The sequence below is a fragment of the Lactonifactor sp. BIOML-A5 genome, assembly GCF_009677585.1.
Classification (GTDB): domain Bacteria; phylum Bacillota; class Clostridia; order Lachnospirales; family Lachnospiraceae; genus Lactonifactor.
On record NZ_WKYV01000015.1, the window covers coordinates 47448 to 66410 of the forward strand.

The 18963-nt window shown below is 32.4% G+C and carries 33 protein-coding genes and 1 tRNA gene; 33 read left to right on the top strand and 1 reads right to left on the bottom strand.

Annotated elements, in window-relative coordinates; translation table 11 throughout:
• From GKG41_RS12815 to GKG41_RS12920, 24 genes are all read left to right on the top strand, one after another.
• Positions 1 to 189 carry a hypothetical protein gene (locus GKG41_RS12815; RefSeq protein WP_154259200.1) on the top strand — a complete coding sequence of 63 codons (189 nt, stop codon included), beginning with the start codon at positions 1 to 3 and terminating at the stop codon, positions 187 to 189.
• A gap of 122 nt (positions 190 to 311) precedes the next feature.
• Positions 312 to 524 carry a helix-turn-helix domain-containing protein gene (locus GKG41_RS12820; protein ID WP_154259202.1) on the top strand — a complete coding sequence of 71 codons (213 nt, stop codon included), beginning with the start codon at positions 312 to 314 and terminating at the stop codon, positions 522 to 524.
• Between the two features lie 103 nt (positions 525 to 627).
• On the top strand, positions 628 to 1164 hold the full coding sequence (locus tag GKG41_RS12825) for a GIY-YIG nuclease family protein (protein WP_173015549.1): 537 nt from the start codon (positions 628 to 630) through the stop codon (positions 1162 to 1164).
• Positions 1165 to 1348: 184 nt separating this feature from the next.
• Positions 1349 to 2572: a transposase gene (locus GKG41_RS12830; protein WP_347563293.1), complete on the top strand. Its 1224-nt coding sequence runs from the start codon at positions 1349 to 1351 to the stop codon at positions 2570 to 2572.
• 73 nt (positions 2573 to 2645) lie between these two features.
• On the top strand, positions 2646 to 2867 hold the full coding sequence (locus tag GKG41_RS12835; protein ID WP_154259206.1) for a hypothetical protein: 222 nt from the start codon (positions 2646 to 2648) through the stop codon (positions 2865 to 2867).
• A 35-nt stretch (positions 2868 to 2902) separates the two neighbouring features.
• Positions 2903 to 3130: a hypothetical protein gene (locus GKG41_RS12840; protein WP_154259208.1), complete on the top strand. Its 228-nt coding sequence runs from the start codon at positions 2903 to 2905 to the stop codon at positions 3128 to 3130.
• A gap of 53 nt (positions 3131 to 3183) precedes the next feature.
• A complete protein-coding gene (locus GKG41_RS12845; RefSeq protein WP_154259210.1) occupies positions 3184 to 3354 on the top strand; it encodes a hypothetical protein in 171 nt (56 codons plus the stop codon).
• 33 nt (positions 3355 to 3387) lie between these two features.
• Positions 3388 to 3642, top strand: coding sequence for a hypothetical protein (locus GKG41_RS12850; RefSeq protein ID WP_154259212.1), 255 nt, complete (start codon positions 3388 to 3390; stop codon positions 3640 to 3642).
• A 25-nt stretch (positions 3643 to 3667) separates the two neighbouring features.
• The gene (locus GKG41_RS12855; RefSeq protein WP_154259214.1) at positions 3668 to 3937 is read left to right on the top strand and encodes a hypothetical protein; all 270 of its coding nucleotides are present in this window, start codon (positions 3668 to 3670) and stop codon (positions 3935 to 3937) included.
• 25 nt (positions 3938 to 3962) lie between these two features.
• The gene (locus GKG41_RS23170) at positions 3963 to 4136 is read left to right on the top strand and encodes a hypothetical protein (RefSeq protein WP_173015548.1); all 174 of its coding nucleotides are present in this window, start codon (positions 3963 to 3965) and stop codon (positions 4134 to 4136) included.
• A gap of 240 nt (positions 4137 to 4376) precedes the next feature.
• Positions 4377 to 4571, top strand: a complete 195-nt coding sequence (locus GKG41_RS12860; RefSeq protein ID WP_154259216.1) for a hypothetical protein — start codon at positions 4377 to 4379, stop codon at positions 4569 to 4571.
• Between the two features lie 86 nt (positions 4572 to 4657).
• On the top strand, positions 4658 to 4852 hold the full coding sequence (locus tag GKG41_RS12865) for a hypothetical protein (protein WP_154259218.1): 195 nt from the start codon (positions 4658 to 4660) through the stop codon (positions 4850 to 4852).
• Positions 4853 to 4891: 39 nt separating this feature from the next.
• On the top strand, positions 4892 to 5197 hold the full coding sequence (locus GKG41_RS23535) for a zinc ribbon domain-containing protein (RefSeq protein ID WP_154259220.1): 306 nt from the start codon (positions 4892 to 4894) through the stop codon (positions 5195 to 5197).
• Positions 5198 to 5324: 127 nt separating this feature from the next.
• Entirely contained in the window at positions 5325 to 5660 is a 336-nt protein-coding gene (locus GKG41_RS12875; RefSeq protein ID WP_154259222.1) for a hypothetical protein, read from the top strand.
• A complete protein-coding gene (locus GKG41_RS23765) occupies positions 5657 to 5788 on the top strand; it encodes a hypothetical protein (RefSeq protein ID WP_279233624.1) in 132 nt (43 codons plus the stop codon). Before GKG41_RS12875 ends, GKG41_RS23765 begins: the two co-directional genes overlap by 4 nt.
• Before the next feature lie 74 nt (positions 5789 to 5862).
• A complete protein-coding gene (locus tag GKG41_RS12880) occupies positions 5863 to 6099 on the top strand; it encodes a hypothetical protein (RefSeq protein ID WP_154259224.1) in 237 nt (78 codons plus the stop codon).
• 768 nt (positions 6100 to 6867) lie between these two features.
• Positions 6868 to 7200, top strand: a complete 333-nt coding sequence (locus GKG41_RS12885; RefSeq protein WP_154259226.1) for a type II toxin-antitoxin system HicB family antitoxin — start codon at positions 6868 to 6870, stop codon at positions 7198 to 7200.
• 12 nt (positions 7201 to 7212) lie between these two features.
• Positions 7213 to 7500: a hypothetical protein gene (locus GKG41_RS12890; protein ID WP_154259228.1), complete on the top strand. Its 288-nt coding sequence runs from the start codon at positions 7213 to 7215 to the stop codon at positions 7498 to 7500.
• A gap of 375 nt (positions 7501 to 7875) precedes the next feature.
• Positions 7876 to 8685, top strand: coding sequence for a DUF6551 family protein (locus GKG41_RS12895; RefSeq protein WP_243141020.1), 810 nt, complete (start codon positions 7876 to 7878; stop codon positions 8683 to 8685).
• Between the two features lie 146 nt (positions 8686 to 8831).
• Positions 8832 to 9818, top strand: a complete 987-nt coding sequence (locus GKG41_RS12900; protein ID WP_154259229.1) for a tyrosine-type recombinase/integrase — start codon at positions 8832 to 8834, stop codon at positions 9816 to 9818.
• Positions 9819 to 9887: 69 nt separating this feature from the next.
• Positions 9888 to 10043, top strand: coding sequence for a hypothetical protein (locus tag GKG41_RS12905; RefSeq protein ID WP_154259231.1), 156 nt, complete (start codon positions 9888 to 9890; stop codon positions 10041 to 10043).
• A 251-nt stretch (positions 10044 to 10294) separates the two neighbouring features.
• Positions 10295 to 10696, top strand: a complete 402-nt coding sequence (gene tnpA, locus GKG41_RS12910; RefSeq protein ID WP_154259233.1) for an IS200/IS605 family transposase — start codon at positions 10295 to 10297, stop codon at positions 10694 to 10696.
• A gap of 36 nt (positions 10697 to 10732) precedes the next feature.
• Positions 10733 to 12193, top strand: coding sequence for a transposase (locus GKG41_RS12915; protein WP_154259235.1), 1461 nt, complete (start codon positions 10733 to 10735; stop codon positions 12191 to 12193).
• Positions 12194 to 12322: 129 nt separating this feature from the next.
• The gene (locus GKG41_RS12920; protein WP_154259237.1) at positions 12323 to 12664 is read left to right on the top strand and encodes a GNAT family N-acetyltransferase; all 342 of its coding nucleotides are present in this window, start codon (positions 12323 to 12325) and stop codon (positions 12662 to 12664) included.
• 18 nt (positions 12665 to 12682) lie between these two features.
• On the opposite strand, the gene GKG41_RS12925 is transcribed toward GKG41_RS12920, so the two are convergent.
• Positions 12683 to 12940 (bottom strand): helix-turn-helix transcriptional regulator, encoded by a 258-nt coding sequence (locus tag GKG41_RS12925; protein WP_154259239.1) that lies wholly within the window; start codon positions 12938 to 12940, stop codon positions 12683 to 12685.
• A 142-nt stretch (positions 12941 to 13082) separates the two neighbouring features.
• Here GKG41_RS12925 and GKG41_RS12930 point away from each other — a divergent pair, with 142 nt between their 5' ends.
• From GKG41_RS12930 to GKG41_RS12965, 9 genes are all read left to right on the top strand, one after another.
• Positions 13083 to 13445, top strand: a complete 363-nt coding sequence (locus GKG41_RS12930; protein WP_154259241.1) for a type II toxin-antitoxin system PemK/MazF family toxin — start codon at positions 13083 to 13085, stop codon at positions 13443 to 13445.
• Between the two features lie 19 nt (positions 13446 to 13464).
• The gene (locus GKG41_RS12935; RefSeq protein WP_154259243.1) at positions 13465 to 13770 is read left to right on the top strand and encodes a hypothetical protein; all 306 of its coding nucleotides are present in this window, start codon (positions 13465 to 13467) and stop codon (positions 13768 to 13770) included.
• 304 nt (positions 13771 to 14074) lie between these two features.
• Positions 14075 to 14145: transfer RNA gene (locus GKG41_RS12940), tRNA-Gln, on the top strand.
• Positions 14146 to 14301: 156 nt separating this feature from the next.
• Entirely contained in the window at positions 14302 to 14958 is a 657-nt protein-coding gene (locus GKG41_RS12945) for a hypothetical protein (RefSeq protein ID WP_154259245.1), read from the top strand.
• Positions 14959 to 14987: 29 nt separating this feature from the next.
• Positions 14988 to 17177 (top strand): DUF262 domain-containing protein, encoded by a 2190-nt coding sequence (locus tag GKG41_RS12950; protein WP_154259247.1) that lies wholly within the window; start codon positions 14988 to 14990, stop codon positions 17175 to 17177.
• Positions 17177 to 17323, top strand: a complete 147-nt coding sequence (locus GKG41_RS23175) for a hypothetical protein (RefSeq protein ID WP_154265064.1) — start codon at positions 17177 to 17179, stop codon at positions 17321 to 17323. Before GKG41_RS12950 ends, GKG41_RS23175 begins: the two co-directional genes overlap by 1 nt.
• 193 nt (positions 17324 to 17516) lie before the next feature.
• Complete coding sequence (locus GKG41_RS12955) at positions 17517 to 17915, top strand: hypothetical protein (RefSeq protein WP_154259249.1); 399 nt, start codon at positions 17517 to 17519, stop codon at positions 17913 to 17915.
• A gap of 384 nt (positions 17916 to 18299) precedes the next feature.
• A complete protein-coding gene (locus GKG41_RS12960) occupies positions 18300 to 18638 on the top strand; it encodes a hypothetical protein (RefSeq protein WP_154259251.1) in 339 nt (112 codons plus the stop codon).
• Positions 18639 to 18737: 99 nt separating this feature from the next.
• On the top strand, positions 18738 to 18959 hold the full coding sequence (locus tag GKG41_RS12965) for a helix-turn-helix transcriptional regulator (RefSeq protein WP_347563294.1): 222 nt from the start codon (positions 18738 to 18740) through the stop codon (positions 18957 to 18959).
• The last annotated feature ends 4 nt before the right edge of the window (positions 18960 to 18963 follow it).

Consider the following 18963-nt stretch of genomic DNA (forward strand, 5'->3'; position numbering starts at 1 on the left):
ATGGAAAATCAGATAGAAAAGTTTATTGCAGAAACTGAATTAAAAATTGCAGATGATGCAGAAATAGAAAGGCTTTATAACAAAAATATTCAAATTTCTTTGGATGGTGAATATTGCTTAATTCCCTTCGGTGCTGATGAATGGTATACAATTGTAGACGCGCTAGAACATATTAAAGAGAATATATAGAAAGGTGGAATAGTAATTAATATATAAAAACAATTTTATAGCCTAGAAGCTATTTGAAATATAATAGTTTTTAGGCTATAATATATCTTGTAAGTTATTAATATACGAGAGGAGTAATTTATATGCTTAGTATAAGCGAAAAATTAGAAATCGTTTTGAAGCGTGAAGGTGTAACAAAAAAAGAACTTGCCGATAAGCTGGGAACCTCACAACCAAACGTTTCTAAGAAGTTTAAATATAATGATTGGAGAGAGTCTGATATAAAAGAAATATGCAGGGCTATTGGTATAGAAAGCGAAACGGTTTTTAAATTATCAGATGGTACAATAGTATAAAGGACAATAACCAGTATGGAATAATATTTACCTACTGGTTATTTTATACTTGACAAATTAACTTGTAGGTTATATAATGTACTTACAAGGAAAGGAGAAGCACATGAGAAATTATAAAATATATGTACACATCAATAAAAGTAATAAGAAAATGTATATAGGACAGACAGGACAGGAAATAGAGAAAAGATTTGCTAAAGATGGAGCAGGATATAAGAATTGTAAATATTTTAGTAAGGCAATTCAAAAATATGGTTGGAATAATTTTGAACACATTATCTTAATGGATAATTTAACCAAGAGCGAAGCAGATATTATAGAAGAGGCTTTAATCAAAAAATACAATACAACATCAGAATGCTATGGCTATAATACAAAAATTGGTAATTACAATATAGTGAATACAGTGCATAAGAAGAATACTTCTAAAAATAACACATCTGATAAAATCAGAAAAATATTAGAAATCAGAAATATTACACAAGTAGGTTTGTCACAAAAGTTAGGAATAGAACAGCCAACATTATCAAAGAAAATTAAAATGGATAATTGGAGAGAGTCAGATTTGCAAGAAATAGCAAGTGCTTGCGATTGTCAGTTTGAAAACTTTTTCATCTTGGATAATGGAGAAAAGATTTAAGGTAATAAATCTTACAGAGAACCAGAAAATCTCTTATAAACCTTTTCTGGATTGACGGTGGAGCAAGTGCAGTATTGCGAATGGGTAGCGGTCAATAGGATTTCATAATTAGTTAAAATGCAGCCATGTTTACATGAGAGTTTCAAGCCTCTATAAATGCAGAGAATAACTAAGAGAAAAGGAGGTGAAAAAGATAAAGGCACAAAGAACAGAAAGAATAGTGATTAAAAAATCTCATCCGAAATTCAAGGTAATCGACCAACAATGCTTCCATTCAAAGAATTTATATAATGAAGCGAATTACACTATCAGACAAAAATTCATATCAGACAGAGAATATATTTCTTACTATGATATGAATAAAGAATTTAAAACGCATGAGAATTACAAACTTGCATTTAGTCAACCGGCTAATTGTACATTGCGTTTATTGGACAAGAATTGGAAATCCTACTTTGCAGCCATTAAAGATTGGAAAAAGAATCCTTCAAAGTATCTGGGTATGCCAAAGTTACCGAAATATCTTGATAAAGATGGACGGTTCCCTTGGATGATTCCGAATAATCAATTGATATACGATTATGATAAATCCACTATTTATATCAGAAATCGGCTTGTAAATGATTATGATTGGAAATGTAGGTGTTTAGGCAGACCGATTCAGGTAAGGTTTATACCAAAAGGAAGTTGTTATGTAATGGAAATAATATATGAAATTGAAATATCAGAACAAAATAGAGAATCGAATAATATAGCTGCTATTGATTTAGGAGTTGATAATCTTGTAACTATGACAAATAATATCGGATTAAATCCAATTATTATTAACGGCAAGGGAATCAAAAGTATAAATCAATTTTATAACAAGCAATTGGCAAAAGAAAAATCTCTACTGAAAATCAGACATGGAAAGGACTGGTCAAAGAAATTAGATTCGATTACGTTCAAACGTTTTCAGAGAATTAAAAACTATATGCACAACGCAAGTCACTATATTGTCAAGTGGTGCATGGATAATAACATTGATACTCTGGTAATCGGAAAGAATAAGGAATGGAAGCAAGAATCTGGTATGAGCAAGGGAAGTAATCAAAAATTTATATCAATCCATTATCAGATGTTATTACAACAACTTAAATATAAGTGTGAAAATGTTGGTATCAATTATACTGAAACAGAAGAAAGTTATACATCAGGAACAAGTTTTCTTGATGGAGAAGAACCTGTTAAACAGAATTATGATAAAAACAGAAGAATCGAAAGAGGATTGTTTAAAAGTAATAACGGATTACTTATTAATAGTGATGTAAACGGTTCATTGCAAATTATGAAGAAAGTATTCCCAAATGCGGTTGACCGATATGGGATAGAGGGTGTTCTAACCCCTGTAGTTATAAATGTAGCGTAAGTTGCATGATTTGCTATAAATGGTTTTGAAAAACCAATAGAAGACGAATTTTAAAGGAACAGAGGAAAAAGACATGGAGGGCTTAAAATTTAAATATTTGGCATTTAGTAATATTGAAAAGGATTATAAAGGAATATCTGTTTTCGTTGATGATATAGACATTGCAACTGGCTCTATAAATGAAGTTTTGAGCAAATTATCTAAGTTAGACGAAGATGGGGTTATTGCAGATTATGACATTATATCTACAAATAGATATTTTGATTTGTTTATAATCAGACTAAAAAGCGGTTGAATGGAAAATTTTATTCGGAAAAGGAGACAAAGAAAATGTGTAAATTAGATGAGAAAAATGGATTATATAATATGGTTAAAAAGTTAGTAGATGATAAAGGGTTTGAAATGTATTTTGACTCAAATGTAGGTAAAATAACATTGTATTATGAAAAGTTAAAACAAGGTATGAATCCAGAAAGATTAAAAATTAAAATAGCGGATTATATTGGTAGCCATATGTTAACAGAATCATATAAAACAGTATTAATATATCAATGGTAATAGTAAATGAAAAATAGATTTTATGTCCTATGAGGACAGAAAGTGAGGATATAATGAATATACCTGAATTTAATAATGATATGGAACTTAATCTATATACTGAATTATTACCGTTAGCTTATGAGGTACAAAAAGCACAAACAGGAGGATTTGTAAGTGGTAAAGGAGCAGAAGAAATAAGAGATAAAATGTATCAGGCAATTAAGGAAGCTAGTATTTTATAAGCCTTTAAAGGCTAGAAAGTGAGGATTAATCATATGAAAAATAATCTCAAAAACGTAAGAATTACAGGTGGAATGACCGGAGAGTATGAAATTTTCGAGACAGATGCGCCACCACAAGTAATAGAAGAGCAGTTAAGAATCTATAGTAATTTAATGGAATCGGGAAAGAAAATAGATCCTTATTCTTTTATTGAGGGGCTAGGATATTCTGTCAATATCATAGGATGTCAAGATGATGATGATTTAGAAGTAAAGATTGATATGGAATATGATTGTTACGATTATTAGACCGTTTACAAGGGAGGACAACAAAATGTACACGCAAGTAAAAACAAATTACCAAGAACCATTATACACGCTCACAGAAGCAGAAAAGCTGATTGATTGGAATCGTCATAAGGCAACACAGAAACATAAAGCAAAAAGAAACTACTTCATAAAACAGAAACTATCAGGTGTCGCAATGCTATTAATTGGTATTGTTACACCTATTTTATTGCAAGACATTACACTCTCATTGTTTGCAATTCCCTTTGGTATATTCCTAATGGTAACTAAACAAAAAGTAATGACGCTCAACTAATTAAATATAGAAAGGATTGATTAAAATGAAAATAACAGGAATCAGAATAGATGGAATCAATGTAATACAACAGTATGGACACTATTTATTAAAGAAGGACGATATTGAAATGACTTGCGATAGTGGAGAATTAAATGAAAGTATACCAGAATTTAAACAATATTATGAGGGAGAAAAACGGAAATTGCAGATGGCATAACAGAAAAGGAGAATATTATGTTTGATACATATTTTGATTTTAAGAAAAACTACTATGCATTATTACTTAGTATATATAAGAATAAGAGTGCCAAAGAGGCATTGATGGCAATGGGGATATCACCAGATAATGAATAAATTACATATACCGGCTACTGATTGAAGTAGTCGCTGACCTGGAACAATTACAGGTTGATAAATGAAAACGCAATTTCAATTGAAAATTATGGAGGGGTTTAACATGCATGTAGGAGTAAGACAGGCAAAAAGAGAATTAGAGTATGCCAAATATCAGCTTAGCAGCTTAATATCTTTAGTTTTATATGAAGATACTCATATGTTGACATTGAATAAAAATCGGGCATTATCAAGTATCGAATGTATCATAGAAGTAATGGAAGAATTGAAAGAACTGGTAGAATCTATTAACGATTAATTTCACATTTCTTTTCTTTTGGTTACGGATTCGCAAAAACAGCTTAGGAAGACACATCTTTAATATGAAAATTGGAGGTCAAATGTATGACATTAGAAGAAATTTTAACAGAAATATATAATCAAGGGATGAAGATACAAGTGTACAAAATTCTTCATGCTGCTGTTATGGAGGATTATAATAAACTACTTAATGAAAACAGAGAGTGCTCAGCATCTCTTACTGCGATTAAAAAGATAAATAAAGGTAGAAACGAGGCAATTGATGCATTGTGTGATTGATGAAAGATGTCTTTCATGACAATATTGGAGGAAAAGAGAATGGAATTTAATAAAAGAGGATTTGAATTATTTAGAAAAGATGTAGAAGTAGCATTACAATCAGTAGCAGAAAAGCATGGTGTTGAAATAGAGTGTGGTAAAATTTCTTACAGTAGTTTTGATTTTACTATGCAATTAAAAGTTACTAAAAATGATGGTCACAAAGATGGTAAGAAAGCATTATCAATAAGAGAATGGACTTGCTCTGAGTGTGGGACACATCACGAAAGAGATATAAATGCAGCGATAAATATTCTCAATGAAGGTTTGAGAATGAAAACCGTAGGAACTACGGAGTTAGCTTAGGTAAACTTGTCTCGTTAGAGATATTGACTAAGAAGCCAACAAGCTTTAGCTTGTGGGTAGTTCACAGCAGTCAGATTACTTCTGGTTGCTTTTTTTGTGGTAAAAAAGAAAGATTTAGGAGGAATTAATGAACAACGTAGTTTTTGATCCGGAACTTTATATTGCTCAAGGTGGGAAAATCATTGACTTTGATCCTGCTTACGCAGCAAGAGAGAAAGCAAGGAGGAGGGCTATAGAAAAAAGGAAAAGAATACAAATGAAAGAAATATTAGAAGAGAGAGAGTATTTTCGCCAACAAAGGAAAATGGGGTTATTTCTTAGCATGGCAGCATTATTTTGCTTTTTATTTGGCAATGGTGCAATTTTAGTGTTGGGTGTCATGCTGTTTTTAATTGGGGCTGGAATGATAGCAACGAAGAAAATGGTTTTGGTTAATGAATACTGGGAGAGGAACAATTTATGAAAGAGTATAAGATAATAGGAAGTTTTGTTTTTAGGGGAGTTGAGTATGTGGATGTACAGGCACCTCACTCCGTCCATGTAATGACCATGGAAGAATTTAAAGGATTGTGTAATGTACATGTTGAGTAATGTTAGACTTTAAACTTTCAAAGACTATGTTATAATGTAAATGTTAGATTATGTATATGAATTAAGGAGCTATTATGAAAACTGTAAAGTTCAATTACGTAAGGTGCTTTTGCATTGCCACACATTACAATTCACTAAATCCGTTGAAAGTCGAAAGAGATAATATAAACAAGCCATACCACAAAATTGCTATGGATTGTGATGCTATAGCATTACACAAGTGTAACCCTAGAGTATGCCAGGGATTTCTAGAAGCTGAAGTTGAAGTGCCTAGAGAGGAAGAATGGAGGTTAAGAGATAGGAAATATTAAGATGGAACATTATATGAATAAACCTGATAGATGTAGGATTAGCTGTTATGATGTTTATATGGATTACAAAAACAAAATGCCATAATAAGATTGCTAAGAAACACGAAATCAGTGTCGACGAGGTAAAGAGGATAATTAAACAGGCTAATAGGATCACATCGCTAAAATCACCTCTGGATGAATTATGGTTAGATGAAGCGGATTTTCATTGAAGACTTGTTTACTATTAGCTCTTCTATATAAAGAAAGGTAGGTAAAAGTGTGTATACAATAATTATGGGGATAATTGCTTATACGATTGGGTGTTTACTTGAGAGCGTAGGGCGAAAAGGATAAATTAATCATCAATATATCTATCGGGAAAAATTTGGTATTTTAAATAAAAAGAGTAAATGACCATATGTCGCCATCCGGACAGAAAAAGGTGCGTTGGTTATGTGAATGTCAATGCTACAACCAATAGCAGTTGAAGCTGCGAAGAAAAGCCCGAATGCAGGTAGATTTGAAACAAGGGATGGCAGGTTATTCCAACAGATAATGATATGAAATAATGATTGTTTACTTCGGTTTGTGTGTAATCAGAAGGCATTAACAAGAGATTGTTAGTGCCTATTATAATACACAAAAAGCAACTAAAAATAGTTGCATGATTTCGCTGCTAGGAGTATACTATATATAAAGGAGATGTGGATATGAGTAAGAAGGATAAACTGATAGATAGATATATATTAGACCAGGTAATAGAGAATTAAGAAGGGATAGTTTACTATGAGCAGTTTGTTATCATATAAGAATTATAATGGTACTGTCGAATATTCGAAAGAAGATAGATGTCTTTTTGGTAAGGTAATCGGTTTAAAGTCCTTACTGTCATATGAAGGGGATTCGGTGCAGGAGTTGGAAACAGGCTTTCAGAACGTGATTGATGATTACCTGAACGACTGCGAGGAACGAGGTGTGCAGCCAGAGCAGCCATACAAGGGAACGTTTAACGTTAGGATTAGTCCAGAGCTGCACAGAACGATAGCAACATATGCTATAGAGCATGGAAAGAGCCTAAATGCAGCCGTGGAAGAAGCTATTGAACATATGGTAGGATAGGAGAGAAAAGACATGGCATCTGTAGAAGAGAATGTTAAACGTATAAAAAAGTACCAAATATGTGAAGTTAATTGCTTGAAAATGTCTTTGGATAACTTTAACAACCTGTGTAAAGATTTAACGGATGAAAAGGCATGGATAGAGATTGAATCTGGAGAATGGTTCTGGGTAATGACTGAAGATTATAGTGGCGAGGAATGTATTGAAAAGATTGGAGAGTTTCTGAATGTATCAATATCAATTAATAAATTGTTTGTTGATATTCAAAACGGCATAGTAATTATTCAGTTAAGACGATAAGACAGTTGAAATAATAGTTTACAGGAAGCATAGTGTGTTTTGTGTGTGCTAAAGAATCAGAAATAATTCTATTGCTGATTTTTCATATTGAACCGGGAAGCGTCGCGAACTTTCTGGTTCTTTAGTGCACACAAAATATGAAGAAATATGATGAGTATTATCAAATGTGTCGTAAAACCCCTTGCTTTAGCTATGGGGAGTGTCAATGAGGGCGTTAGTATAGTAGCTAATGCCTTTTATAGTACATATAGATTAATTAAGCAATCAGATAATCTTCTGGTTGTTTTTTTATATTATAAAATTAAAAAAGGAGAATGTTAGTATGAAATCAATGGAGCAGAACAATTCACAAGGTAAAAAATGGTGGCATACGGTATGTCAAAAGACAAGATGATTGAAAAGATGAGAAAAATCAATGCCTCTTATAAGAATAATATGGATAGCCGTAAGAACGCATTGAAAATTCTTATGGGCGGTATCCCTATAGGCAATAAAGTATTTGTGATAGTACCAGTAGAGGATTTACATATTGATAAAGCATATCAACGGCCAGTACAAAGTCATGTTAAAACACTTGCCCAAGAGTGGGACGATATGAAGTGTGATCCGCTTAAAATTAATTATAGGAGTGATGGTAATCTATATGTATGGGATGGGCAACACAGGCTTGTTGCTTTAAAAATGATGTGTGTTGACTATGTTTTATGTGTCATAACAGTAGGGCTTTCACAGGCAGATGAAGCGGCTTTATTTGGTTGTCAAGGCGACAGTTTAAAGAAGCCTGACCCATATGATATTTTTAAAGCTCATGTATGTGCCGGTGAAGCAATTGACACTGCAATTAAAGAGTTATGTGATAAGTGGGGACTAATTGTCAATAGAAATAACAAAAGGGCTGGAAATTTGTCATGTCTTACTCTCGCAAGAGAGATTTTTAGAAGGGGACACGGAGATCACCTTGATTGGGTGCTGGAGTTATTACATAAAGCCAACTGGAACGAATTTACAAAGTCGCATTGCCATAGAATAATTAATGCGCTGTATGAAATTAAAAAAATGGATGACAGCCAAAATGAATTCGTACAAAGAAAATTAATAACATACCTGGAAAAAACAAACCCAGATGATTTGCTTGTAAATGCAACAATACAATATCCCCAGTTCAAAGACGATAGTAAAAAATAAAATTGTTTTTGTTAGCTGTCATAAACGGGGATATATTCATGGAAGATATTATTAGTGGGCAAGATAGATTTATTGCATAATTACATATAAACGGTTAGTAGCTGTAAAAGGCTACTGGCTGATTCGTTAAATAAGGGGATGAAAAGATGGGAAAGGTATCAAATGAGATTAAGAAACGTTTAATTAGTGAAATAATATCTGAGACTGAATTGGAAAATATCATGGCAGAATATCAATATTATCCACTACAAAGTGAGGACGAAGATAATATTACAAAGTTTACAAATTATAGTTCCCAAATTTGGATTAAATTCGAGAGAGATGAAGAAAATAGCTTATTTGTAACCGAAGTATCATATGTTACAAAAGAAAAAGGGGAAGCTACAAAAGTTGATCCGTTTCATTCGTTTGAAGATTTGAATAAGGTATTGAAATATTTCTTTGATAATGGACAATATCACCACTGGTTGATTAGCTGCCTTATGGTATCACTTGGAAGACGTGTGGGAGACACAATGGCTTTAAAATGGAGTGATTTATATGCTCATAATGGAAAATTCCGAGTAAGGCTTACTACGCTAAAAGAAGAGAAGACTGGAAAGAATTTAGGTGTACGATTACATCAATTTGCTCAAAATTGTATTACTGAATATTGTCGATTGGAAAAAATAAAACCATTAACTGTCTATGATGAGAGAATATTTAGTATTGGTACTGCCGCCTATAGATCTGCATTGAAAAAAGCAGTTCAGGAAGTTGGAATTGAATATCCATGTAGTAGTCATAGTTTTCGTAAGTTCTATGGAAATATGATGTATAAATTGCATCCACAAGATTCTGATTCAATTAAGATGGTACAGTTTATGTTTGGACATTCATCTGAAGATATCACTAAGGGATATATTGGAGCAATTGACGAAAAGATTGACAGGTATACGGAAGATTACTCAGATTATTTAAAAAATTGTATGGAAGGAAAAGATATCAATATTGATAAGTCTCCGGTCATCTCAATTAAATACGGTGACTTACGTGTAATATTACAGGAAGCACTTACAATAACGAGTGAAAAAAATGACATTGCAGCTATGAACCAGTTATTATCTATGGTAGAAGAAATGAGGGTTTCCTGATATAATAATATAAGTATTTGTAATTATCAAATCAATTATGTTGGTAGTTGCAGAATATAGGAGGAGCGGATGGAACAGTATATGAACAAGCCAGTTGAATATAACCATACAGATGAAGATATAATTAGAGAATATACTAAGTATCAAGATAAAAGGATAGTGGCAAGGATGTATTGTCTCACAGTTAAAGAAGTAACTGAAATCCTGAAGCGGAAGAATGATTGATTTCAAGATAGGGGAGCCGCTGTGGGATACTATTTAAATAATATAGTCAGAAATCCCATTAGCTTTAGCTGATGGGATGAATGACAGAGAATAATTATATATGAATAATTGGAAATCTAAAAACAGGCATAAATTCTTACAGAAAAAGTGCGAAAAGCCCACCCCTTTAGGTGTGGGATGGATAGCACAATATTAAAATGGATGTGTATGTATGTATTGAAATCATACACATATTATGATATAATACATACATGGAAAATAAATATAGACATACAAACACAACTGTATCTTTGATAAACTATCATTTTGTATTTTGTCCAAGATACAGACGTAAAATTTTTCTGATACCAAATGTAGAAGAACGATTTAAAGAACTGGTCAAAATTAAATGTAAGGAGTTAGAAATAGAAATAATCGCAATTGAATGTGATAAAGACCACTCTCATATGTTCTTGAATTGTCCACCTACATTAAGCCCATCGGATATTATGCAACAAATAAAAGGATATACAAGTAAAATACTTAGAGAAGAATTTAATGACTTATCTAAAATGCCTAGTTTATGGACAAGAAGTTATTTTGTTTCAACGGCAGGATGTGTATGTAGTGAAACAATTAAAAAGTATGTAGAGAATCAAAAGAAAAGATATTAAAAAGAGAATATTATATTAGAAAGTGAGGTGAATATTATGGCAAACTTTATTGTTGAATTTCCATTAAAAACAGAAAAGTATCAGGAAGATATTTTAGATAATCGTTTTAAAATTGGCAGACAGATTTATAATTCTTTGGTTAATGTAACACAGAAACGTTATAAAGAAATGATTAAGACAAAGAAATATCGCACTCTTCTATCTTCATTAGCTGGAAATAAGGAATCAGATAAAGAAATTTGGAAACAAATAAATGATATTCGTAAACAATATGGTATGTCAGAATATTCATTTCATGAAGATGTAAAACAAATGCAGAAGCATTTTAAAGAAAATATTGATTCTTTCACTGCACAGAAAATAGCGACAGAGTTATGGAAATCTTATGATAAATTATTCTATGGAAATGGGAAGAAAGTTTATTATAAAAGATATGGTGAATTTAATTCACTAGAAGGAAAATCAAACTCTACAGGCATACGTTTTAAAGATGATATGATTCTTTGGAATGGATTAGAAATACCAGTTATTATAGATTATGACAATTATTATGAATATCAAGCTATGCAATCTCAAATTTGTTACAACAGAATTGTGCGGAAATATGTAAGAAATAAGTATAAATACTATGTACAGATTGTTTTTAAAGGTAATCCACCTGTGAAAGTAAATACAGAAACAGGCGAAATAAAACATTATATTGGAGATGGTGATGTTGGTTTGGATATTGGAACTCGCACTATTGCTATTTCAAGTCAATCCGATGTAAAAATATTAGAACTTGCCGATAAAGTTCAAAACATTGAAAATCAGAAACAAAAACTTCTTAGAAAGATGGATAGGTCGAGACGAGCAACTAATCCAGATAATTATAATGAAGATGGAACAATTAAGAAACAAGGTAATAAAAAAGTTATCTGGAATAAATCAAATCACTATATCAAATATCAAAACAAATTGAAAGAATTATATAGAAAGCAAGCAGATATAAGGAAGTGTCAACATGAATGTTTGGCTAATTATATCGTATCTCTTGGCAATAAAGTATATGTTGAAAAAATGAATTTTGCAGGACTTCAAAAACGTGCAAAGAATACTGAAAAGAATGATAAAGATAGATATAAACGCAAGAAACGTTTTGGTAAGTCTTTGGCGAATAAAGCACCATCTATGCTATTAGCTATTATAGATAGAAAACTAGGATATTATGGTGAAAAGCTTATTGAGATAAATACTTTTGAAGCAAAAGCAAGTCAGTTTAATCATTTTGATGGGACATATATAAAGAAATCATTATCACAAAGATGGAATGATTTTAATGGAATTAAGATACAAAGAGACCTTTATTCTGCTTTCTTAATAATGAATATTAGTAATGATTTAAAAAGTTTTGATGTTAATAAGTGTAATAAGCGATTTGAAAACTTCTATAGACTTCATAATATTGAAGTGGATAGATTAACTGGTAAGAAAAATTTAAGTAGCATAGCAATTTAGAATTAGAATATATAAAAGGTTTTGACATGAGCCTAATACTATCACTAATGGATACAAAGGTATCTTTGATAGTGAAAGTCTTATAGAAATTCATTAGTCTTATATGCTTTCGAGTATATTTGGAAGTGAATGTATGTAAGAACCCAACGTGCTTTAGCCGTTGGAGTGTCAGTTTATGGTAGCCATAGATATGTTGGGAGAATAGTTTGTAGTATTGATAATGAGAAAAGATGTATTAACTTAAGCGATATATATTGTTATAAAATATCTAAGGGGTATGGATCTGCTATGATGATAGCATTAATTAGTTATGCTAGGAGTAATAATTATACTACAATAGATGGATGGCTTTCTAGAGTTGATTATGGACATAAAGAAAGACTGTACCATTTCTATAAAAAATTTGGATTTGAAATTTCTCCCAATGATACAAAGATGGAATTTGCGGATATGAAATTATTATTAGATTGAGAAAAAAGACGTTAGTGATTATTCACTTTCGTCTTTTTTTCTTAAACGATAATTATACTGTAGTAGTCTTTGTTCATAGCTAAAATCAGCACAAATAATATCAGAAACATCACATTGCAATGCATCACAAATTTTATCTATAACAGAGAATTGGATACTAGAGGTTTTCCCATTACATAAATTATTGATTGTGGATGTTGCAATGCCGGTTTGTAGTGATAGCCAGTACTGAGATTTACCTTTTTCCTTTAATGTTTCGTTTAGTATTATCTTCATTATAAATTACCTCATACTTATTTATAATATTTTAGCAGATATAATTAGTATTTGCAATAATTAGTGTTGACAATAATTAGCGTATACGCTATAATATAAAAAGAAAAAGTAAAGTACACAGGAGGAGAAGGGAGGTAGCGATATGGCGGATATAAAACGAGGAGATATTTTTTATGCGGATCTAAGGCCGGTAGTTGGCAGTGAGCAAGGTGGTATCCGCCCGGTTTTAATTTTACAAAATAACATTGGCAATAAGCGTAGTCCTACAACCATAGTTGTTACTATGACATCTAGAGTAGGTAAAAAGAAAAATATGCCTACACATATCGTCCTACGTAAAGAAGATGCCCCAGGTTTGAAAAAGGATTCGGTTATACAATGCGAATCCATGAAAACTATTGATAAAAAACGAATTAGAGATAAGATTGGAAGTATAAAAGAGGAATCTTTAGAATCAGTAATGCAAGATGTGAAAGCTGCTTGTTGCATAAGTCTTGATTTCTAAATAGTGTAAGGAGTATATAATGAAAGCGACTTTTGAATATTATGATGTAGATCAAGCTATTAAAATCCTTCAAAAAATAAAAAAATCAGATAAGAAAGGAAAAAAGAGGAGAATAATTATTAGCACAATAGATTTTGATAAAGAGATAGAGGTTAGAAAAACTGCAACACCAGATGAGGGGTGTGTACTTGTTAAAAACGCGAAAACAATAGTATTTAACGACGATCAGTTTATTCCTCACATGGAATTGTATTCCATTCTTCAGGATATAGATGATATAAGAAGATGTGGTATAATGCATGACATTATTTTATGTAGTGGATAGTTGTTGTTATTATATAAACTAACAAATAAAATCAGAACAAATGTTCGAAAATAATTGACAAACTTATGTTCTGGTGCTATAGTATATTTCAGATAAGAAAACTGCCCATGCAAACGGTGTTGGCGCACCTCTGGGCAGTCTCATACATATTACACAAATTTATAAAATTTGTGACATAGAAACATCTAGGTAGAGTCCTATGTTTTTTAATTATTACATAGTTTTGATTAATAAGTCAAGCATTCTTAGGTTATTCTACCATGTATTTCCAAAATATTTTTCCAACAATAAGAGAATAAACTAATGAGCATTCGCCAAGGGGTAAGGCATAGGATTTTGATTCCTAAATCGTTGGTTCAAATCCAACATGCTCAAATAGGGATACTTTGGCCTAAAGTACACAGGTTAGAGTATTCCATGGTTAACCATTGCCAAATTTTGGCCGAATTTGGTTGTAACTCGTAAACACGTTATACTATTTATTTGTTTTCTTCATTTCAAACTAGATTCTTTGCTTTAGTGCACGCGGCCATGGACGTGAGGGGTCAAACCCTGGGAATCCTTTATAAAAAATATAGAGAGGATGATGATAAATTGCAGTATGTAATAACAAATTCTAGTAAAAAAGTATTTGTTCGATTAAGTGCAGATGGAACCCCAGAAACGCGTTCAAAAAATAATAAGCAATTATTTGAATACTCGAAAGCACAAAATATTGTCAAACATTTACCAAAGACACTAAAAAGATTTCATTTCAGAGCCGAAGCAGTTCCGGAAGTTTTACTTGAACCCCAGAAACCGACTGCTATTCAAAATGATCATTACATAGTCAACAAGGATATTACCAGATGGAAAGAAAAATTTGGTAGTTGTGGGGATGTCTTTGGTGAAGCAAAGCAAAGAGAAGGTCAGTTACTTACAGAACTGGACATAGTTGACAAAGAATTTCTTGATATTTTACATATTATTGAAATTGAAAAACCAAAGGACTTATATGGTGGATGGAAGGAGTATAAAAGGATACAAAATAATAGAGAAAAAAGAAGAATGATAAAAGATGAACTCCTCATTATAAGAAATGTAATACAAAATATCAACCCATCCTGTTTAGAAAGGGAAAGAATTCAAAAAGCAATAGATGGACTGATGAATAGAAAGTATGCTTTTAGAATTCTGGATTGTGAATAGTTTAGTGTGTGCATAAGGCAGGTGTGAATATGGGAAAACAGAAAAAGTTAAATCTGACTGATAAGCAAATTGAATTAGTGGAAAAATATCATGCAAATGATATGTACGAATTGAAAAAGATTTGTAATCCTCTAATTCATAGAAAAGGTGTATCAGACATGTACCATGATGATTTGTATGCAGTTGCATCAGATACATTGTTAGAGAGCCTGGAAAGTTATGATGATTCAAAAGAGTGTTCATTTAAAACTTTTCTTACAGGAAACATTAACAGAGCATTTTACGATTGGACTAGAGATAACAGGCGCGGGAAAAGATGCAACGTGGAAAGAGACAGTAATGGGAGAATTAGAAGAGACAAGAAGGGTAATCCCATAATCATATCTGACATATCATTAGACGCACCTACGGATGAGGGAATTGACATAGTAGAGAGGATTGACTCTGGGTTTCAGATAGAGGACGAGCTGCCGGAGGAAATTGGGTTTTCCTTTGGAGAAAATGTAAAAGAGTACCTTAATTCTATATCGGAAGTTCAAAGAAAAATTGCCAAGTGTATTATGAACGGTTATAGGCCATCAGAAATAAGAGTGCAATTAGGATTATCAGATAAGCAATACACCGAACATTTGGCTGAAATGCGTTCATATGAAAAAAAACGTAAATTATATAAAGAATGCAGTTATGTGGAGGAGAAGGAAATGGACACAATGGATACGATGATGAATGACGTAGCAGAAACATATAAAAACACCAGTTATAGCATTGACTCAATAAGCAAGCAGTTACAGAAAAAACGTATCCGGGATGACCATATTTTGCAACGTCATAGTGGTCAATGGAAGGGTTTTGCTAAAAGTGAATTAATCTCTGACATTTTACGAGGGAAGTCGCTTACTCAAATTATTATCTCAGAAGAGATTAAAAATAAAGTAAGAATGCAGTGGCTTATTGATGGAAAACAGAGGTGTACTACTTTAGATGATTATCTGCATGACGGATTTGCTATCTCTAAGAATGTTAAGCATTATAAAATAAAATATCAAGTTCCCGTACTTAATGAAGATGGAAGTGAAAAATTAAACGAAGAAGGGTTCCCAATAACGGATTTTAAAGAATGTGATATTCGTGGAAAGAAATTTTCAAAGCTACCAGAGGAATTGCAAGATATATTTAGAGATAGGCAACTTCCGGTGTTATATAACATGAACTGCACAAAAAAAGATATTGCAGATGACATTGCTCGGTTCAATCGCAGCAGGCCGATGACGGCAGCACAGAACGGTTGGCTTGGGTTAGATGAAAGTTTTGCAGAATTTGTTGAAAACATCGTAAAAATGCCCTTTTTTCAGCCAGAGTTTAAAGGGAGTTCGTATACAAAAGGAAATCATACTTCTAGTATAATCAGAAGGGTTGTTGTGGAAAGTATTATGGTTTCTGATTTTATCGATTCATTTGGTGATTTTGACAAGATGTGTGAATTTTTATCAGAGGAAGCAAGTGATTCTAACTTTACTGAATTTTATAGTCTTGTCGAGAGGTTAACAGTTGTTGCTGACACAAGTGTATCCAACTTGTTCAATGCAAAAGACTCATTCTTATGGTTTGGACTTTTTTCTAAATTTGCAAACTTAGGAGTGGAAGATATAAAGTTTATTGATTTTTTGGCTGCTTTTTCTAATTCAGACGAAATGCAAAAGAAAGAAATTAATGGTGAATCTTACATAAACTTGTGTATTGATAAAAATACAGGAAAGTCAAGAAGTACAAAAGATAAGTCAATCGTAACTTCAAAAATTAAATTGTTGGAGAGTCTTATGTATGAGTTTTTACATATAGAAGAAAAAGATTTAAATATAGAAGAAAATTTGATTACCGAAACAGATACTTATTCTATTGGGCAAATATCAGTATTGGATTTTGTAAAAGAAAATGTAGACGAAAAGCTGGATTCAGATGACATTGAAATGTACGAGGAGAGTCTTGATGATTATACAGTAGAAATTGATGAAACAGCTAAACGGATAGTAGATAACCACATTCAATCATTTGTTGCACTAGTGGCCTATGCCTATAACAAAGAAGAAGATGATAAAGTACCTTACTGGTTAGTTGATTATACAAATAAAGTTACGATATATAATAAGAATCAAAAAGAGAATTATTTACATATGAAGAAAGATTTTGATTCATACATACAAAAGAATGGGGTGGCATAATGACCAATAATCGTAAAATTGCAGAAATGCTGTTTGATGAGATACGGAAGATGGGATTTACCCCATATAATATTCAATATGGCAATGGGTATTTCATTTTTGACAGAGGACAAGATTCAGTTATTCACGAATTAGATTTGGTTTGATACAGCATATAAAGGATGATGTTTTATTTTGAATCGTTGGATAGAAGTAAATGTGAGGATTGCTTATGTAGAAAATACTTGGAAAGCAAAGAAAATAAAAACGGATGCTGTTACACTGTAAAGATGTAAGCCAATAAGTTAATGTCCATTTGGATAGTATCACGATTGGGCTATAAGCCAGAAAGGAAAGTTTATGACAGTAGAGCAGATAGAACTTAGAAAAATTCTTAGTCAGATGTTGGCTGATAATGGAATTAACAGAGAAACTTTGAAAGATATGGTGAATGAGGTACTTGATGAAAAAGTTGAGAAAGCAATCCGACAGGTTATCAGTGAAAGTAATATCACGGGAATCGTGAATGGGAAGATAGATAAAATTTCTCGCCGTGTAATTGAAGATGAAGTGACCAATAAGGTACGCCGTGTACTTAACTGTACATCGCTTCGTATCAACTGCAGAGAGCCAGAACCGCATGCTTTTGGGCGGTATATGTCATGGTGTGAAAGAACTGGGCACGAGGTGACGGCGCAGAGTTACCAGGAATTTTTACACCGGGAAGATATTGCGAACATGTTTGCGGATGCAATATAGCGGAGGATTTGCAGTATGATAGGGATGATATTTTAAAATATTGTCAATTCGCCATAAATGAAGCCGCTGATAATTAAGATTTAGGCGATTGCCGGAAAGGAAAATGATGAGTAAAGAAGAGCTTGAAATGATACAGGAAGAAATAAGAGATGTAAGTTTTGTAGACATAGAAGAGGAGTATACGGATAATGGACAGCTACTTGTCTCGACAACGCTTGTATTACAGATATTAAAAAAAATACGCGAACTGACAATTGACTTCATTAAGATTTAGCGGTCGGCTGCTGAGTGCCGGAGAAAGAAGGTGTTGTATGGATAGTCCAGAAGAATGGGAAGATGATAGATGCTGCGCTACCTGCATTTGCGGAGAACTAGTGCAGGATAATGAAGAGGGCGAGATGGTGTATTGCAAGCCATTGGATGATTATGTATCAACGGATTACTTTTGCCCTGGACATAAATATTAGGATTTCCGGGATTATCGGAGGAAAGGAAATGATAATGCAGTATAGATGTATAGAGTCATTTGAGGTTGATAGCTATAGTGATGACGGAATGTTAGATGTTAAAGAACGTGTTGAAATCGTTTGTGGAAGTATCTGGGAACGTGATAATGAGACTAATATCATTGGAGCAGCAGTACATCTTGATAACCCAGAAACAACGGAATGGCTAGAGATACCGAATGAAGACTTAGAAAAATATTTTGAGCCATTAAACTGAAATTAGATGGAGTGCCTACAGGAATGCAATTTGTATATTGAGATATAGTAAATAATATTGTATAATTACAATGTATAAATTTGCAAAGGTGAGATGGGCATGTATAATGACAAATATAAAGAGTTAGGACTTACAATAGCGTACCACCGTAAACTAAGAGGGTACAATCAGGAACAGTTAGCAAAACAAATAGGTATTAGCAGGACACATTTAAGTAATATTGAGGCAGCTGGCACCAGGGTTGGAATCTCTGTAGATGTTATATTTAGAATAGCTGAGGCACTAAATATAAAAGTAAGTAAATTGTTTGTTAATATATAAGGAA

What these genes read in the sequence shown, in the direction of transcription:
- GKG41_RS12875 (WP_154259222.1), top strand. Translation starts at nt 5,325, where the DNA reads ATGAACAACGTAGTTTTTGATCCGGAACTTTATATTGCTCAAGGTGGG.
- GKG41_RS12835 (WP_154259206.1), top strand. Translation starts at nt 2,646, where the DNA reads ATGGAGGGCTTAAAATTTAAATATTTGGCATTTAGTAATATTGAAAAG.
- GKG41_RS12865 (WP_154259218.1), top strand. Translation starts at nt 4,658, where the DNA reads ATGACATTAGAAGAAATTTTAACAGAAATATATAATCAAGGGATGAAG.
- GKG41_RS12915 (WP_154259235.1), top strand. Translation starts at nt 10,733, where the DNA reads ATGGCAAACTTTATTGTTGAATTTCCATTAAAAACAGAAAAGTATCAG.
- GKG41_RS12850 (WP_154259212.1), top strand. Translation starts at nt 3,388, where the DNA reads ATGAAAAATAATCTCAAAAACGTAAGAATTACAGGTGGAATGACCGGA.
- GKG41_RS12950 (WP_154259247.1), top strand. Translation starts at nt 14,988, where the DNA reads ATGGGAAAACAGAAAAAGTTAAATCTGACTGATAAGCAAATTGAATTA.
- GKG41_RS12945 (WP_154259245.1), top strand. Translation starts at nt 14,302, where the DNA reads ATGGACGTGAGGGGTCAAACCCTGGGAATCCTTTATAAAAAATATAGA.
- GKG41_RS12815 (WP_154259200.1), top strand. Translation starts at nt 1, where the DNA reads ATGGAAAATCAGATAGAAAAGTTTATTGCAGAAACTGAATTAAAAATT.
- GKG41_RS12935 (WP_154259243.1), top strand. Translation starts at nt 13,465, where the DNA reads ATGAAAGCGACTTTTGAATATTATGATGTAGATCAAGCTATTAAAATC.
- GKG41_RS12880 (WP_154259224.1), top strand. Translation starts at nt 5,863, where the DNA reads ATGAAAACTGTAAAGTTCAATTACGTAAGGTGCTTTTGCATTGCCACA.
- GKG41_RS12905 (WP_154259231.1), top strand. Translation starts at nt 9,888, where the DNA reads ATGGAACAGTATATGAACAAGCCAGTTGAATATAACCATACAGATGAA.
- GKG41_RS23175 (WP_154265064.1), top strand. Translation starts at nt 17,177, where the DNA reads ATGACCAATAATCGTAAAATTGCAGAAATGCTGTTTGATGAGATACGG.
- GKG41_RS12825 (WP_173015549.1), top strand. Translation starts at nt 628, where the DNA reads ATGAGAAATTATAAAATATATGTACACATCAATAAAAGTAATAAGAAA.
- GKG41_RS12890 (WP_154259228.1), top strand. Translation starts at nt 7,213, where the DNA reads ATGGCATCTGTAGAAGAGAATGTTAAACGTATAAAAAAGTACCAAATA.
- GKG41_RS12820 (WP_154259202.1), top strand. Translation starts at nt 312, where the DNA reads ATGCTTAGTATAAGCGAAAAATTAGAAATCGTTTTGAAGCGTGAAGGT.
- GKG41_RS23765 (WP_279233624.1), top strand. Translation starts at nt 5,657, where the DNA reads ATGAAAGAGTATAAGATAATAGGAAGTTTTGTTTTTAGGGGAGTTGAG.
- GKG41_RS12955 (WP_154259249.1), top strand. Translation starts at nt 17,517, where the DNA reads ATGACAGTAGAGCAGATAGAACTTAGAAAAATTCTTAGTCAGATGTTG.
- GKG41_RS12885 (WP_154259226.1), top strand. Translation starts at nt 6,868, where the DNA reads ATGAGCAGTTTGTTATCATATAAGAATTATAATGGTACTGTCGAATAT.
- GKG41_RS12930 (WP_154259241.1), top strand. Translation starts at nt 13,083, where the DNA reads ATGGCGGATATAAAACGAGGAGATATTTTTTATGCGGATCTAAGGCCG.
- GKG41_RS12895 (WP_243141020.1), top strand. Translation starts at nt 7,876, where the DNA reads ATGTCAAAAGACAAGATGATTGAAAAGATGAGAAAAATCAATGCCTCT.
- GKG41_RS12965 (WP_347563294.1), top strand. Translation starts at nt 18,738, where the DNA reads ATGTATAATGACAAATATAAAGAGTTAGGACTTACAATAGCGTACCAC.
- GKG41_RS12840 (WP_154259208.1), top strand. Translation starts at nt 2,903, where the DNA reads ATGTGTAAATTAGATGAGAAAAATGGATTATATAATATGGTTAAAAAG.
- GKG41_RS12855 (WP_154259214.1), top strand. Translation starts at nt 3,668, where the DNA reads ATGTACACGCAAGTAAAAACAAATTACCAAGAACCATTATACACGCTC.
- GKG41_RS12960 (WP_154259251.1), top strand. Translation starts at nt 18,300, where the DNA reads ATGAAGAGGGCGAGATGGTGTATTGCAAGCCATTGGATGATTATGTAT.
- GKG41_RS12925 (WP_154259239.1), bottom strand. Translation starts at nt 12,940, where the DNA reads ATGAAGATAATACTAAACGAAACATTAAAGGAAAAAGGTAAATCTCAG.
- tnpA (WP_154259233.1), top strand. Translation starts at nt 10,295, where the DNA reads ATGGAAAATAAATATAGACATACAAACACAACTGTATCTTTGATAAAC.
- GKG41_RS23170 (WP_173015548.1), top strand. Translation starts at nt 3,963, where the DNA reads ATGAAAATAACAGGAATCAGAATAGATGGAATCAATGTAATACAACAG.
- GKG41_RS12845 (WP_154259210.1), top strand. Translation starts at nt 3,184, where the DNA reads ATGAATATACCTGAATTTAATAATGATATGGAACTTAATCTATATACT.
- GKG41_RS12900 (WP_154259229.1), top strand. Translation starts at nt 8,832, where the DNA reads ATGGGAAAGGTATCAAATGAGATTAAGAAACGTTTAATTAGTGAAATA.
- GKG41_RS23535 (WP_154259220.1), top strand. Translation starts at nt 4,892, where the DNA reads ATGGAATTTAATAAAAGAGGATTTGAATTATTTAGAAAAGATGTAGAA.
- GKG41_RS12860 (WP_154259216.1), top strand. Translation starts at nt 4,377, where the DNA reads ATGCATGTAGGAGTAAGACAGGCAAAAAGAGAATTAGAGTATGCCAAA.
- GKG41_RS12920 (WP_154259237.1), top strand. Translation starts at nt 12,323, where the DNA reads ATGTATGTAAGAACCCAACGTGCTTTAGCCGTTGGAGTGTCAGTTTAT.